Here is a 13734-nt window from a genome sequence, read left to right on the forward strand (position 1 = left end):
ACCAGTCAACTGACTTTTACTTAGTAAGAAGAGTGGAGATAAGGTAAGCTTTCCTACATTATAGCATTTTTTCATCCCGCATTTTCAGGAAATGCACAGAGCTCAGGCACTTTCTCAACCAGCTCATCCCAGCTCAGTGCTCCCTGCCGCAGGATTTTTGGCTCAGGACCAGTCAAATCAAGAATGGTCGTATCAAGGCCTGAGATACTGTCATCCTGGATAGCGACGGCTGAAGCTGCCTTGATTTCTGGCGAGAGGTCGGCAAAATATCTAGGGCTAGCTTGACCGGTCAAATTAGCCGAAGGGCCAACCAAGAGGCCGACAGACTGGATAACGGCCTGGGTCTCATCGATAGCAGGCATGCGGAAGCCGACGGTTGACTTGCCGATATGAATCCATTCCGGCACTGCTGGACTGGCCTCTAAGATAATGGTCAGCGGGCCAGGCAGGAAGGTCTTGACCAGCTTTTCTAGGTAAATTGGCTGATTTTGGCTGTATTGCATGATGGTCTCGAAGCTTGAGACATTCAGGTTCAGAGCCTTTTCGACAGGTCGGCCTTTCACAGCATAGAGTCGCTCGACGGCCTTCTGATTGGTCGCATCAGCAAAGAGGCCGTAGACGGTCTCTGTCGGGAGGATAGCGAGTTGGCCAGATTTTAGGGCTGTGATGGCTTCATTTTTCATCCTTCTATTTTAGCATAATCGAGACAAGGAAAAAAGCCTGCCTAGCAGACTTTTAACATCCGGTCTTTGCCAAAGCTATCCTTGATGACACTGACCTCTTTTTCAGGAAAGGCCGTCTCAAAAATCGCCTTGAGACGCTCGCCCTGCTTGTAGCCAATCTCCATGTAAAGACGGCCGGCTTCATCAAGATGCTGAGGAGCCTGCTGGGCAATTTTTTCATAGATGGCATAGCCATCATTCTCTGCATAGAGGGCTGAATCGGGCTCAAACTTCTGGACCGAAGCGTCGACCTCATCCCTATCATCAGGACTGATATAGGGCGGATTTGAGATAATCAAATCAAAGCTCCCAGCGATGTCATCCAGGACATCCGAGCAGACCAGCTCAAGCTGGACCTGGTTAGCCTTGGCATTTTCTCCAGCCAACTCGAGGGCAGATTCTGACAGGTCACTGGCCGTCAGTTTCCAGCTGGGGCAGGCCTTGGCCAGGCTGATAGCAATCGCACCTGAACCCGTCCCGATGTCGAGGACGCTCAAGGCCTCCTGATGGGGATTTTCCTCTAAAATCATCTGGACCAGCTCCTCCGTCTCAGGACGTGGAATCAAGACCCGCTCGTCTACCTTAAAACGCAGGCCGGCAAAGTCCTCCCAGCCGATGATGTACTGGGGAGGCTCGTCTTTGGCGAGGCGGTCAGCGATGGCTTTGAGTGTAGTCTCATCTTCTTCAGAGATTTCTTCCCGCATGAGGTTAAGCCAGTCAAGCTTGCTGAGTTCATGCTGTTGTCGCCAGACGAATTCAAGTTCGAAGGGTTCTTTTAGATTTTCTGATAATTTTCGGGTGAGTTCTATCCAAAGCATGCTCTAAGTATATCAGTTTTCTATAAACTTAGCTTAGTTCTCATCAAGCAATTTTGCCTTTTCAGTAATGACTGAAATGATTTTCTCATCTTTCAACTTACTGCTATCCGTGATAATTTGGGCATTTTGTACCATGGCATCTTCTACTTCTTTTCGCTTCATACGCCCATCACTGATAGCATCAATCAAGGCACTGTTTTGTTCAACAATAGAATTTGCCATTTTGACTACTGTCTCCACAGTCAAGCTCGGATTTTGAACTGTCCGCTCAATTTCAGGTATAACCTTTTCTGAAGTAGCCGAAAGCATTTGCAAGGCATCATTATTAGCCTTATCAATAGAGCTCGCCACCTTATTCGTTGCGTTAGCCTGTTGAAGAAAACCTAGCTGAGCAATGGTCAACTTCATGGTTGGCAATGTATTAAGGCGTACCAATGAAAGTTTAGATTTTAAGTCAGATGAGGTCTTTATGAGGTTTCGCATAGCCGGAGTATTAGCCCAAGCTACATAAAGCCGGCCAAGAAACTCAGTATGTCGCTGTTCTAAACGATTGATAACATCAGTAACTCGTGTTAATTCATCCTGATGAGCCGCCGTTTCTGGACTGGTATTATTCGCTCCATCCAGCTTTGCTTTCAGTTTTTCAGCTCTCGAGCCAAGTTCTAGCTGGCTGGACTCAATCAAGGCAATCACACCAATCAAAGGCTCAATAGATTTATTGTTTTCTTCAACCAACATCTGACCTGATATGATATTTTTAGAAAGCTGGTCCTCCTGTTTAACAATATCTGCTGCAAGAACATCCATTTTTTCTTCGACGTTTTTAGCATCAAAATAAAGGTCATTTAGTTTAGACTTTCCGCCTCTAAAGAGCTTTTCAAGTAAACCTGGTTCCTTATCGAGGTCGGCCTGTTTGATTTCACCGTATTTTGTAGAAAAACCTTTAAGATCTCGATTGGCATTTCTTAAAATATCATCAATTTCTGGAAGTTGAATTTTTCTTTGCTCATCTAAAATTCGATTAACCAAGCGATTAACGTTTTCTACAGCCTGTGTGCCAAATTCTAAAAGATAATTCTCATCCTCTACAAACTTGTTAGCCAAAGCAGGCGTTTCATTCTTGATTTTAAGCTGAGTCTCTGCTGGAAGCGAGGTCAAAAAGTTAGTTCCCTCTTGAGATTTCACCTCCGATGTTTCTTGAACTTCATTCTTTGTTTCTAAACTTTCTGCGATAATCCCATCGATATTGAATGCGTCAGTCATTTTTGACTCCTCTTTCTAATTGCGTGCTGAGCCGTTGCTATGTCCTGGGGTCCCTCCCATGCTAGCAGCTTCCGAAATACTGATATATTGATAGTTACCAGGATTTTTTACACTTACATAATATTTCCCTGAATCAGGCCTGTAGAAACACATTCCTGACTCAGCATTAGCCCAGCCCGCTGATGTTGTATAGCCTGAGCTTGCTGGAGCTGCTGCTTGTGCATTTTGTGCATCCTGAGCTGCTTGAGCTGCAGCATCGTCAGCAGCCTTCTTTTGAGCGGCTGCCTGGGCGGCTGCTTCTTCATCAGCCTTCTTCTTGGCTTCGGCCGCTGCAGCTGCCTCTTGAGCCGCTTTTTCTTTTGCAGCTTTTTCTGCAGCCGCCTGGGCTTCGGCTGCTTTCTTTTCATCTTCCTTCCGCTTAGTTACAGTATCTTCAATTTGATTTTGTGCTGTCAACGAATCTGTGCTTAGTTTTCCAATCAAGGAAGTAATGTCATCAGTTGTTGATGCCTTCTTAAGTTTTTGGATATCATCAGTCAAAAGCTTTTTATTGGCTTTAGATAAGTCTTTATCAGCCAAAATCTTATCTATCGAAGCTATACTGGTCGTTCTATTATTATGGGCTTCAACCAAATCCATCAGATGGGTAAAATCTGATGAATAACTGCTTATAGAGGAATAATCACTCGCTTTCTTCTCCCAATCACTGAGTTGGTCCTTATCTTCTTTTGAAGACTGACTTTCCAAGCGAACTGCTCTCTGTAAGAGCTCTTGAACTTGACTGCTTTCCCCTGAAGCCTTCTTGCTAAGCGCCTCCAGTCGGCTACTTTCAGCCTTCATATTATCAAGGCTCTTAGCCTTGATAATCTCATTGGTATCAGAAAGTTCCTTCTTAATCTCAGCCTTAGTTTCTTTTGAGACCTCTGACTTATCCAGATGATTCAACTGCTTTTCAACTTGTTTCAAAGCATCTCTTTGCTGTTGAAGTTGAGTTGCATTGGCTGAAAGTCCACCTCCTACAAGCATCGCCACAAAGAGACTCGCTATAGAAATCCAGGTCATCTTACTCGGCAGTTTGAATTTTCGATTCTGCTCAAGAACCTTCAGCTCAGCTTCTTCCTGCTGCTTTACAGTTTTCAGGTCAAAAATTTTGCTGTAAGCAGCATACTGCTCTTCTAGGTCAAGATTAGCCTTTCTAGCCTTCTCTTGAGCCGCAGCTTCTTTCACTCGCTTCTCTTGCTCTGCCAAGGCTCTGGCTTTTCTCTCTTTTTCCTCAGCAAGCCTTCTCTGACGCTCTTCTTCCGCCCTCTGCTGTTGTAGCCTTTGCTGCTCAAGCTGAATTTCTTGCTGTCTTTGCTGTTCTTTACGTAACTCTTCCTGCCTTTGTGCTTCTTGCATCTCTTTAATCTTCGCTGGAATCATGACTAGGAGCCGATCGCCAAGAATATTTGTATTTTCATTGTATTGTTCAGCTGGAAACTGAAAGGTATTAAAAATCTGCCCTAAAATATTTTTGGTATTAGAAACAGTTTGACCAGCTTGCAAGACTCGGATAAAATGCTTGCCTGAGCGTCCTAAAGGTGCTCTGTATTTAACAATCTGATAGTCTATCCCATCAATTTTAACATCAAGAGTTTGGAGGCGGCCTGCCGCTTCTAATTCTTCGATTGAAATCTTACTGACCATTGCTGCCTCCTTCCATTTGTTTAAGGGCAACTTCAAAGTCTCTCATATCCTCTTCATTAAAATCTCTAACAAGCTGTCTAAGATTTTGTGCATATGTCGAGATTTTTTCTCTTCCTTCACATAGACGACGTTGAACATCTTCAAAGTCATCTGGCACTCGTTTCATCTTGATACAGCTGTTAAATATGACAATAAACCGCTGAAAACCAAGCTGCTGAATCTGTTGATATTCCTTGTTTTTAGAAAGGCTTGATTCCTCAAGAAGGACTTGAATCTTTTCTTCATCTTGGAAAATATCTTCTGTTTGCTCTTTGATTTCTGGGAAAAACTCCTGGGCCTGAATAACAGAAGCCTCTTTCAGTTCTGCCCAAGAATTCTCTTTTGAAATCAACTCATTTTTCAGCCTTCCGACTGTTCGTCGTTTTTCAATAATCTGCTTTTCTTGACGGACACGTTTAATTAATAAGTTTACAATCAGTCCAATGATCAGGAGCATGAAAATCATAATCATTGGTGCAACGAAGAAGATGGTGAGTAAAACTGCTACAATCAGAATGACCAACTTCCAAATGAGAGGCATTTTCTTCAAATCAAATTTCATTTGATTCTCCTTTCTGGAACAGCAAAAAGGCCGACAAAAAAGTCGACCTTTTTAATGGATGACGAAAAAGAGGGCTGGCGAAGCCTACCGTGTGTGTGTGTGTGTGTGTGTGTGTAGAGTTAAGCGATTCCTAGACATTATTATCCTTTATCTCTCGTTCAATGTTATTGTAATCTTAATTATAACAAAAACTTTATCTCTCTACACTATCTTTTGCAAAAAACAGCAAGAAAAAAAGCCCTCCTTTTTAGGACTTTCTGCGTGGAAATGAAATCCCGTTTCCTTTTAATAGAGCTGTGGAAAAATATTTCCAAAGCAAATAAAATGAGTGGAGTGGAAGAAATGCAACGGACCTAATCAACAGTCTAAATGACCTCCAAGTTAAGAGCTTTATTCTACGCTTATCTATTCAACTCTTCCAACTTCGCCGTCTGGTCATAAACAATCAAAGCATCAATCACTTCATCCATCTTCCCAGACAAAATCGTATCCAGTTTTTGCAGGGTCAGGCCAATCCGGTGGTCGGTCACCCGGTTCTGTGGGAAGTTATAGGTCCGAATTCGTTCAGAGCGGTCACCAGTCCCTACGGTCGACTTCCGGTCAGCATTTTGCTTGTCCAGCTCGATCTGTTGATAGTAGTCAAAGACCTTGGTATTCAAGAGTTTGATGGCCTTATCACGGTTCTTCTGTTGAGTCCGTTCTTCCTGCATTTCAACCTTGATGCCTGTTGGCAAGTGGACCATGCGGACAGCGGTCGCGACCTTATTGACGTTCTGTCCACCAGCACCTGAGGCATGGTAGATGTCAGTCCGGATTTCATTCGGGTCAATTTGATAATCAAACTCTTCGACTTCAGGCATGACAAGGACAGTTGCTGTCGAGGTGTGGACACGGCCTTGGGTTTCAGTGACCGGAACACGTTGCACACGATGAGCACCTGACTCATACTTGAGTTTACTGTAAACGCTGGTCCCTGAAATCAAGGCAGAGACCTCCTTGTAGCCACCGATACCCGTGATTGAGGCCTCCATGACTTCAAACTTCCAGCCCTGAGACTCTGCATAGTGCTGGTACATATTGAGCAGGTCACCCGCAAAGAGGGCCGCTTCATCACCGCCAGCAGCACCACGGATTTCGAGGATGATATTTTTATCATCGTTGGGGTCTTTGGGCAGGAGTAAAATTTTAATTTTTTCTTCCAAGTCAACTTTCGCTGATTTCGCTTCAGAAAGCTCTTCTTTGAGCATTTCTTTCATATCATCGTCAAGACCTGATTCACCCAGCATTTCTTCAGAGTCTGAAATGGTCTCAAGAACTTTCTTATATTCTTGATAGGTCGCCACGGTGTCGCGCAATCCCGCTTCTTCACGAGACAAAGCCATAAAACGCTTCGTATCTGCCACAACCTCAGGGTCACTCAAAAGCTCGCCCAATTCTTCATAGCGGCCAATCATTGATTCTAATTGATCAAACATTATTTTTTAATATCCCAACTTTCTTTAATATAGGCAGTGAAATCTTCCCAACTGCCTGTCTTGAGCCAGTCTTTTTTCAAAAAAATGGCTTGATTGCTTCCCATATATAACATTATCGTCTCTTTGTCATAGACGACCTTGTGAATCAGGTCAGGCCGGTAGATTGTCTGACCCAGCTCTGATTCCTGGCTTAATTCCTTGTCATCAAAAATATAGCGCCTAGAGAGATTTAATAGCTTATTTGATGCATAATTCTTCGTGAGCATTTTTCTAACTCTAAAGATTCTGATAAAATAAACGACTACAAATATTGCAATAGCAAATAATAGCGAACGGAAAAGCACTATATAACAACTGATAGAAACAATTAAGCAGAGCAAAGCGTTAGAAACATATCTTTGCTTCATGTCCCCCTTCGTCATTTGCCTATAATCCTCGAGCTCAAAGCTACCCTCTAGTTCAAACTGCATCTACTTTCCTCAAGAAAAACAAAAGCCTAGGCTTTTTTTCTTTCCTTCCATAATTTAGTCGTCATGCCAACAAATACATCCCACTGACTCAAATCCTGCAGGTGTTCCTTCTTAAAAATCATGGTCCCTTGCTTGCCGTAGACCAGAAGGAGCATATCGCCAAGATTGACAAACTGGCTCAACTTGCCCTGGGCCTTGAGCTGTTCTTCTGTGATGTAAAAGTCGACGTTTTGACTCTTAAAGCGCCCTACCATTAGCTTTGGCGAATAATAAATTCCTAGATTGAGCAGGGCCCAGATCACAATCAGGAAAATCATAAAGGGGAGCTTAAAACCCGTCGTTAAATTAATGATAAACATGACAAGATACAATACATTAAAAGCAATCAGAGAAAACTTAAGGCCGGGACGCAGGGTCCGGATATAATCCTCCTTGGTGACTGTGCCTTTGAAATGATAGAACATGCTTATTCCTTCCTATTTAATCCAGTGCTCTTCGACCAACTTTGTAAAGTCCGCCCAGTTACCATCCTGGAGCCAGTCTTTTAGCAGACTGATGGCCTGTTGCTTATTGATATAAAAGTCAGCTGCTTTTTCTGAAATCTTAATCTTGCTAAATTGCTCAGCCTTAATTTCTCTCTGACCGCTTTTATTCTTAATCCGCAGGCTCTTATCATTGAGCCAGGTTTCTTGAAGACCCTGCAAGAGCGGTGTCTTCTTAAAGGTCCGGACAACAGAAAGCCGGATATAGGCTTCTACACCAAGGACAAAAATCGTAAAGAGGCCGGCCGACAGGAACAAATTCCCCTTAAGAAAGAGAAAATAAAGCATTGCGGCAATCCAAAAGAGCACGACCAGTCCCCAGAGAATCATCCGGGTCCGCTTGGTCGAGCGAAGGGCCAGGCCCTGCACAATCTCAGCTGTCAACTCTCCCTTAAAATAAAAATCTTTCATAGCCGCCCCCTCTTAGATTTCCGGCTTAAACCAGTGCTTACGGCAGACCGGGATATAGGTCTCATTGCCACCAATCTGGACCTGCTCGCCCTCGTAGACCGGCTTGCCGTCAACGGTCCTGAGAACCATGGTCGCCTTTTTGCTACAGTACCAGCAGATGGTCTTGATTTCTTCTATCTTATCAGCCAAAAGTAGGAGATATTTTGAGCCCTCAAAGAGCTCATTGCGGAAGTCATTTTTCAGACCAAAAGCCATAACTGGCACATGGAGCTCATCGACCACCCGGGCAAAGTCATAGATATTCGCTTTTGAAAGGAATTGTGCCTCGTCAATCAAGATACAATAAGGCTTTTCATCTAGTCCGGCGATATAGTCGTAGACCTGCATCTTGTCGTCAATGGCTACAGCTTCTTCCTGCATGCCAATCCGGCTAGCCACCACGCCCACACCTGCACGAGTGTCCAGGCTTGAGGTCATAATCAAGACCGGCTTGCCCTGCTCCTCATAATTGTGTGCAACTTTTAAGATTTCAATGGATTTGCCGGAATTCATGGTCCCGTATTTGAAGTAAAGCTTGCTCATGACTGCCCTTTTCTGAAAATAATCTGAATACTATTATAGCATATTTTTTTGATGAAATTTTTGAATGAAAATGTGTTAAAATATAGGAAAAGGAGGTATAAATAATGCCATACGTAACTATCGAACTCGTCGAAGGCCGGACGCCTGAACAAAAGGCCATCGTGGCCAAAGAAATCGCAGAAACACTCATGAAGCACGCCAATGCTCCTAAATCTGCCATCCACGTGATTTTCCGGGACATGAAGCCTGAAAACCACTATCCTGAAGGGGAAGCTCGTAAGTAAGCGAGCTTCTTTTCTTAGCTTAAATCATTTTTTATGTCTTTGAACGAAGTGTAAGAAATCCTGAAAAACCAGTGGAAGGCAGAGCCTTCGCTTGTGTCCCCACTGCATTCCCAGGATTTCTCTAACACAGCGACCTCAATAGCAGGAAAAAGCCAGCCCAATCCTGGCTTTTTTTGTCGCAATTTTTAAGCTTTCCAGCTCGAATATTAAGAAAAAACATGATAAAATAGTGCTATCAATTCTGAAAGGGTTCACAATGCGGGTAATCATCAGTTCTGGCGGGACTGTCGAGAAAATCGACGAGGTCCGGGGCATCAGCAATTTTGCAACAGGCTCGCTCGGTTGCCTCACGGCTGAAGCCTATCTTGAAGCTGGCCACGAGGTCATCTACCTGTCAGCCCCCCAGGCCAAGCGACCAGAGTCTCATAACAGCCTCAAGATTATTGACATTACAAATGTTGACAGTCTCATCAAGGCCATGCAGGCAGAAGTCCCAAGGGCTGACGTCATCATCCACAGCATGGCTGTCTCAGACTACCGGCCGGTCTTCATGACCGACCTCGAGAGCCTCCCCGCCGATTTCCCTGTCCAGAAGCTGACCGAGCTCCAAGTCAAGCAGGAAAAGAAGACGGCTTCATCCGCCGAGCAGCAGATTATCCTGCTTGAGAAGACACCAAAGGTCATCAAGCTCATCAAGAACTGGAACCCCAAGGCGATTCTCGTTGCCTTCAAGCTCCTGGTCGGCGTTTCTCAAGAAGAACTGCTCACTGTCGCCAAAGCCAAGCGAGACGAGGCCCAGGCCGACTTTATCCTGGCCAATGACCTCGAGCAGATTTCTAAAGACCAGCACCAGGCCTGGCTGATTGATAAGTCAGACCAGATGACCAAACTCCAGACCAAGGCAGAAATCGCCCAAGCCCTGGTCGCACAGACAGAGGAGGCCCTCCATGGCTAATATCACACTTGCGGTCACAGGCTCTATCGCCGCCTACAAGGCGGCCGACCTGACCAATCTCCTGACCAAGGAAGGCCACCAGGTCACGGTCCTAATGACCAAGTCAGCCCAGCAATTTATCCCCGCTCTGACCCTCCAGGTCCTCTCGAAGCAACATGTCCACACCGACATCATGAACGAAGAACGGCCCGAAGTCGTCAACCATATCGAGCTGGCCAAGCAGACCGATGTCTTCATCGTGGCCCCTGCCACAGCTGATACCATCAGTCGCCTGGCCCATGGTGCGGCAAACGACATCGTGACCAGCGTTGCCCTAGCCCTGCCGACTGGCAAGCCCAAGCTCATCGCTCCTGCCATGAACACAGAAATGTACGCCAATCCACTGACCCAGAGAAATCTGGCCATCTTAGAAGAGGTCGGCTATCAAAAGGTCCAGCCCAGAGAGGCCCTGCTGGCCTGTGGCGACTTTGGGAGCGGGGCACTCGCCGAGTTGCCGGACATTATTTCCGCCATTCATCAGGCATTGCTAAATAAGGAGACCATCTAAAATGAGAAAATCAAAATCTAACGACATTGCCATTATTGCCATCTTCATCGCCATCATGATTGTGATTCAATTTTTGAGCCAAATCATCTATAGCTTTTGGCCAGTGCCAATCAAGCCAACCCTGCTCCATATTCCGGTTATTATCGCTTCGATTATCCTGGGATGGCGTAAGGGAGCTATCCTTGGCTTCGTGATGGGCCTGATTTCATTTATCAACGCCACTATTGTGACCAGTCCGTCCAGCTTCCTCTTTAGCCCCCTCCAGCCCAATCCAGCGACCCAGCACGGCTCGCTCTCTGCCCTGGTCATCGCCTTTCTGCCCCGGATTCTCATCGGGATTTTCCCCTTCTTTATTTATAAAATTGCTAAGAACTATGCCGGAGCAGGCCTTGCTGCCTTTGTCGGCACCGCGACCAATACCGTCCTGGTCCTCGGCTTTATCTACCTCTTCTTCCACGAGACTTTGCACCAGACCTTTGGAGCCTTCATCGCTTCTATCGTGACGGTCAATTCTTTGGCTGAGGTTGTCATTGCAATTATCTTGACTATGGCCATCGTGCCAGCCTTGGAAAAGGCTATTAAATAATATAACACTCCCTTCAACATGTCCAAGAAGAATTAAAAAGGTCTAGCTCTACTATGAGCCAGACCTTTTTTACTGATTGAAAAGACTTTTGATTGAGCTCTAAAAATATCTTTCATCATTCATAATATTCCAGTAGCCAGTATCCGTCAAACTATATTTTGATTGCAAATTTTGCTCCAGGTAATCTTTAATGAGAATATCACTGATACTCTTTTTAGCTTCATCATATAATAACTCGAATCGATAGCCTTTAGCTTTGATTTTAGGAATCCCCTTATATTTTTTAGCCTCTTCTAGTATGTTACGGTTAAGTAAGCGAGATAATCTCTCTTTGTCCTCGATTGAAAGGTAGACTTCATCAAGTTGCCATCTAGGATAAAAAGCTTTATTAGTTGGCAAATAGTCTAAACTGACCGTAAATACAATTTGCTCATCAATCTTACGTTGATGCAACAAGCGGACGCTAGCAACACTTTTTGTACTCGACTTGCGAAATTGAACAAAGACACGTTTGACATCAGTCTCCTCAGCTAAGTAGATTGCCTCTGTCTCGAAAAACATCTCCGTCTTAAAGAATGTATTACTCGACAACTTTTTCCACCCCAATTTAATCTCGCCTTGATCATAAAACTGTATCATTTCATCAAAAACATTTTGAATTTTAGATTGACGCCATTGTTGCCAAAAATATACAACAGCAAATGTCAGAACAGTAATCCAAAAAAGAATGACCGCAAAGTATTCAAAAATCGTTATTCAAATCACCACCTTCGTAATCCTTCGATTCAAGAATTTTCATTATCTCAAGCTCTTTTTATTATAGCACCAACCAGCTCTATATTCCAAAATAAACTGTATGAAAGAAAGCCACCGAAAAGCAACTTTTCAATTTTTTACCTAGTCAAAGTCCCAGGCTGATTTCAGCTGTCTTTTCCTAAGAAAAATGTTATAATTGTGTTGAAACCGAATTCAATTCTCATTGAATTTTTAGATTAGTTTTCAGACGATAAAGGAGATTATTTATGGCTTATCAAGAGCTCTATGACAAATGGCTGGCAGCAGACATCCTGCCTGAACTTCACGATGAACTCGTCCAAATGGACGAAGCGACCAAGGAAGATGCCTTCTATACCTACCTTGAATTTGGAACAGCCGGCCAGCGTGGCCTTCTTGGTGCCGGAACCAACCGGATGAACCTCTATACAGTCCGCCTGACGACCGAAGGCCTCGCCCGCCTCATGGACTCTTGGGGAGATGCTGAAAAAAAACGCGGTGTTGCCATTGCCTACGATAGCCGTCATTTCTCAAAAGAATTTGCCTTTGAAACAGCGACACTGCTAGCTGACCACGGCATTCCTAGCTTTGTCTACGACAGCCTGCGGCCAACGCCAGACCTCAGCTTTACCGTCCGTGAGCTGAACGCCAAGGCCGGTGTCATGATTACGGCCAGCCATAACCCTGCTCCCTACAATGGCTACAAGGTCTACGGCGAAGATGGTGCCCAAATGCCACCCGAAGACGCTGAAAAGCTGACCGAATACATCCGCCAGGTTGACGACATCTTCTCTATCAAGCTCGGAGACACTGACCAATACATCAAGGATGGCATGATTAAGGTCATCGGCGAAGATATTGATGTGAAATATCTTGAAAACCTCAAGACCATCAACATCAACCATGACCTGATTGCCGAATACGGCAAGGACATGCGGATTGTCTTTACGCCACTCCATGGGACGGGTGAAATGCTTGGCCGTCGCGCCCTCCAGCAGGCTGGCTTTGAAAACATCGCCGTCGTTGAAGAACAGGCCGTCCCAGACCCTGACTTCTCTACCATCAAGTCGCCAAACCCTGAGAGCCAGGCAGCCTTTGAGCTTTCTGAAAAGCTCGGCCGTGAAGTCGGTGCCGACGTCCTCATCGCCACTGACCCTGATGCCGACCGGCTCGGCGTTGAGGTCCGCCTGCCAGACGGTTCATATCAGCCATTGACAGGGAACCAAATCGGTGCGATTCTCGCTAAATACATCCTCGAAGCCCACAAGTCTGCCGGTAGCCTTCCTGCGAACGCAGCCATTGTCAAGTCTATCGTTTCCACTGAGCTCGTCAGCAAAATTGCTGAAAGCTACAATGTGACCATGTTCAACGTCCTGACTGGCTTCAAGTTCATCGGCGAAAAGATTGAACAATGGGAACACGACCATGCCCACAGCTACATGCTTGGCTTTGAAGAAAGCTTTGGCTACCTGATTAAGCCATTTGTCCGTGATAAGGATGCCATTCAAGCCATGCTCATCGTCTGCGAAGTCGCAGCCTACTACCGTAGCCTCGGCAAGACTCTCTATGACGGCATTCAAGATATTTATAAGGAATACGGCTACTTCGTTGAAAAGACCGTCTCTGTCACACTTGAAGGCTCAAACGGTAAGGCCCAAATCGCTGAAATCATGGGCAAATTCCGTGCAGATGCTCCAGACAAGTTTGACGGCCTCGAAGCCCTCTTGATTGAAGACTTCAAAGAGCTCACAGCGACCAGCCACACTGGCAAGGTCGAAAAGCTCACGACACCGCCATCTGACGTCTTGAAGTACCACCTCGAAGATGGAAGCTGGATTGCCGTCCGCCCTTCAGGAACAGAGCCTAAAATCAAGTTCTACCTGGCAGCTGCCGCTGATAGTGAAGTAGCTGCGAATGCTAAAATTGATAACTTTGATAAGGAAATTAAGGCCTTTATCAGCTAATAGATATGATGTACAAGCCCTGTCTGATGATGGGCTTTTGTTTTGTAAATAAGA

General features: G+C 45.1%; 16 protein-coding genes. 5 read left to right on the forward strand and 11 right to left on the reverse strand.

Translation table 11 applies throughout. From position 1 onward, the window contains the following. Window positions 1-71: 71 nt before the first annotated feature. From NtB2_RS06970 to NtB2_RS07015, 10 genes are all read right to left on the reverse strand, one after another. A complete protein-coding gene (locus NtB2_RS06970) occupies window positions 72-683 on the reverse strand; it encodes an L-threonylcarbamoyladenylate synthase (RefSeq protein WP_109246229.1) in 612 nt (203 codons plus the stop codon). 41 nt (window positions 684-724) lie between these two features. Beyond that, window positions 725-1540, reverse strand: a complete 816-nt coding sequence (prmC, locus tag NtB2_RS06975; RefSeq protein WP_109246230.1) for a peptide chain release factor N(5)-glutamine methyltransferase — start codon at window positions 1538-1540, stop codon at window positions 725-727. A gap of 33 nt (window positions 1541-1573) precedes the next feature. Next, complete coding sequence (locus tag NtB2_RS06980; RefSeq protein WP_109246231.1) at window positions 1574-2803, reverse strand: toxic anion resistance protein; 1230 nt, start codon at window positions 2801-2803, stop codon at window positions 1574-1576. Between the two features lie 15 nt (window positions 2804-2818). Next, a complete protein-coding gene (locus NtB2_RS06985; protein ID WP_109246232.1) occupies window positions 2819-4489 on the reverse strand; it encodes a coiled-coil domain-containing protein in 1671 nt (556 codons plus the stop codon). Further along, complete coding sequence (locus NtB2_RS06990) at window positions 4479-5090, reverse strand: hypothetical protein (protein ID WP_109246233.1); 612 nt, start codon at window positions 5088-5090, stop codon at window positions 4479-4481. The genes NtB2_RS06985 and NtB2_RS06990 overlap by 11 nt, the downstream gene beginning before the upstream one ends. A 401-nt stretch (window positions 5091-5491) precedes the next feature. Beyond that, window positions 5492-6565 carry a peptide chain release factor 1 gene (prfA, locus tag NtB2_RS06995; protein ID WP_109246234.1) on the reverse strand — a complete coding sequence of 358 codons (1074 nt, stop codon included), beginning with the start codon at window positions 6563-6565 and terminating at the stop codon, window positions 5492-5494. Beyond that, entirely contained in the window at window positions 6565-7035 is a 471-nt protein-coding gene (locus tag NtB2_RS07000) for a YcxB family protein (RefSeq protein ID WP_109246235.1), read from the reverse strand. The genes prfA and NtB2_RS07000 overlap by 1 nt, the downstream gene beginning before the upstream one ends. 26 nt (window positions 7036-7061) lie before the next feature. Continuing rightward, window positions 7062-7499 (reverse strand): hypothetical protein, encoded by a 438-nt coding sequence (locus NtB2_RS07005; protein WP_109246236.1) that lies wholly within the window; start codon window positions 7497-7499, stop codon window positions 7062-7064. 12 nt (window positions 7500-7511) lie between these two features. Then, a complete protein-coding gene (locus NtB2_RS07010) occupies window positions 7512-7988 on the reverse strand; it encodes a YcxB family protein (RefSeq protein ID WP_109246237.1) in 477 nt (158 codons plus the stop codon). A gap of 12 nt (window positions 7989-8000) precedes the next feature. Further along, window positions 8001-8570 carry a thymidine kinase gene (locus tag NtB2_RS07015; protein WP_109246238.1) on the reverse strand — a complete coding sequence of 190 codons (570 nt, stop codon included), beginning with the start codon at window positions 8568-8570 and terminating at the stop codon, window positions 8001-8003. A gap of 104 nt (window positions 8571-8674) precedes the next feature. Here NtB2_RS07015 and thmT point away from each other — a divergent pair, with 104 nt between their 5' ends. From thmT to NtB2_RS07035, 4 genes are all read left to right on the forward strand, one after another. Then, complete coding sequence (gene thmT, locus NtB2_RS07020) at window positions 8675-8854, forward strand: 2-hydroxymuconate tautomerase (RefSeq protein WP_109246239.1); 180 nt, start codon at window positions 8675-8677, stop codon at window positions 8852-8854. A 256-nt stretch (window positions 8855-9110) separates the two neighbouring features. Next, window positions 9111-9809: a phosphopantothenate--cysteine ligase gene (locus NtB2_RS07025; protein ID WP_109246240.1), complete on the forward strand. Its 699-nt coding sequence runs from the start codon at window positions 9111-9113 to the stop codon at window positions 9807-9809. Beyond that, window positions 9802-10356 carry a phosphopantothenoylcysteine decarboxylase gene (gene coaC, locus NtB2_RS07030; RefSeq protein WP_109246241.1) on the forward strand — a complete coding sequence of 185 codons (555 nt, stop codon included), beginning with the start codon at window positions 9802-9804 and terminating at the stop codon, window positions 10354-10356. The genes NtB2_RS07025 and coaC overlap by 8 nt, the downstream gene beginning before the upstream one ends. A gap of 1 nt (window position 10357) precedes the next feature. Continuing rightward, window positions 10358-10942, forward strand: a complete 585-nt coding sequence (locus NtB2_RS07035) for an ECF transporter S component (protein WP_109246242.1) — start codon at window positions 10358-10360, stop codon at window positions 10940-10942. Between the two features lie 99 nt (window positions 10943-11041). Here NtB2_RS07035 and NtB2_RS07040 read toward each other — a convergent pair whose 3' ends face one another. Next, on the reverse strand, window positions 11042-11395 hold the full coding sequence (locus NtB2_RS07040; RefSeq protein WP_125194993.1) for a hypothetical protein: 354 nt from the start codon (window positions 11393-11395) through the stop codon (window positions 11042-11044). 569 nt (window positions 11396-11964) lie between these two features. On the opposite strand from NtB2_RS07040, the gene NtB2_RS07045 reads away from it, so the two are divergent. Next, window positions 11965-13680: a phospho-sugar mutase gene (locus NtB2_RS07045; protein WP_109246244.1), complete on the forward strand. Its 1716-nt coding sequence runs from the start codon at window positions 11965-11967 to the stop codon at window positions 13678-13680. Window positions 13681-13734 lie beyond the last annotated feature (54 nt).

This window comes from Lactococcus termiticola, from assembly GCF_003116835.1.
GTDB classification, from domain to species: domain Bacteria; phylum Bacillota; class Bacilli; order Lactobacillales; family Streptococcaceae; genus Lactococcus; species Lactococcus termiticola.

What these genes read in the sequence shown, in the direction of transcription:
- NtB2_RS07010 (WP_109246237.1), bottom strand. Translation starts at nt 7,988, where the DNA reads ATGAAAGATTTTTATTTTAAGGGAGAGTTGACAGCTGAGATTGTGCAG.
- NtB2_RS07005 (WP_109246236.1), bottom strand. Translation starts at nt 7,499, where the DNA reads ATGTTCTATCATTTCAAAGGCACAGTCACCAAGGAGGATTATATCCGG.
- NtB2_RS07025 (WP_109246240.1), top strand. Translation starts at nt 9,111, where the DNA reads ATGCGGGTAATCATCAGTTCTGGCGGGACTGTCGAGAAAATCGACGAG.
- NtB2_RS07035 (WP_109246242.1), top strand. Translation starts at nt 10,358, where the DNA reads ATGAGAAAATCAAAATCTAACGACATTGCCATTATTGCCATCTTCATC.
- coaC (WP_109246241.1), top strand. Translation starts at nt 9,802, where the DNA reads ATGGCTAATATCACACTTGCGGTCACAGGCTCTATCGCCGCCTACAAG.
- prfA (WP_109246234.1), bottom strand. Translation starts at nt 6,565, where the DNA reads ATGTTTGATCAATTAGAATCAATGATTGGCCGCTATGAAGAATTGGGC.
- NtB2_RS06970 (WP_109246229.1), bottom strand. Translation starts at nt 683, where the DNA reads ATGAAAAATGAAGCCATCACAGCCCTAAAATCTGGCCAACTCGCTATC.
- NtB2_RS07015 (WP_109246238.1), bottom strand. Translation starts at nt 8,570, where the DNA reads ATGAGCAAGCTTTACTTCAAATACGGGACCATGAATTCCGGCAAATCC.
- NtB2_RS06990 (WP_109246233.1), bottom strand. Translation starts at nt 5,090, where the DNA reads ATGAAATTTGATTTGAAGAAAATGCCTCTCATTTGGAAGTTGGTCATT.
- prmC (WP_109246230.1), bottom strand. Translation starts at nt 1,540, where the DNA reads ATGCTTTGGATAGAACTCACCCGAAAATTATCAGAAAATCTAAAAGAA.
- thmT (WP_109246239.1), top strand. Translation starts at nt 8,675, where the DNA reads ATGCCATACGTAACTATCGAACTCGTCGAAGGCCGGACGCCTGAACAA.
- NtB2_RS06980 (WP_109246231.1), bottom strand. Translation starts at nt 2,803, where the DNA reads ATGACTGACGCATTCAATATCGATGGGATTATCGCAGAAAGTTTAGAA.
- NtB2_RS06985 (WP_109246232.1), bottom strand. Translation starts at nt 4,489, where the DNA reads ATGGTCAGTAAGATTTCAATCGAAGAATTAGAAGCGGCAGGCCGCCTC.
- NtB2_RS07045 (WP_109246244.1), top strand. Translation starts at nt 11,965, where the DNA reads ATGGCTTATCAAGAGCTCTATGACAAATGGCTGGCAGCAGACATCCTG.
- NtB2_RS07000 (WP_109246235.1), bottom strand. Translation starts at nt 7,035, where the DNA reads ATGCAGTTTGAACTAGAGGGTAGCTTTGAGCTCGAGGATTATAGGCAA.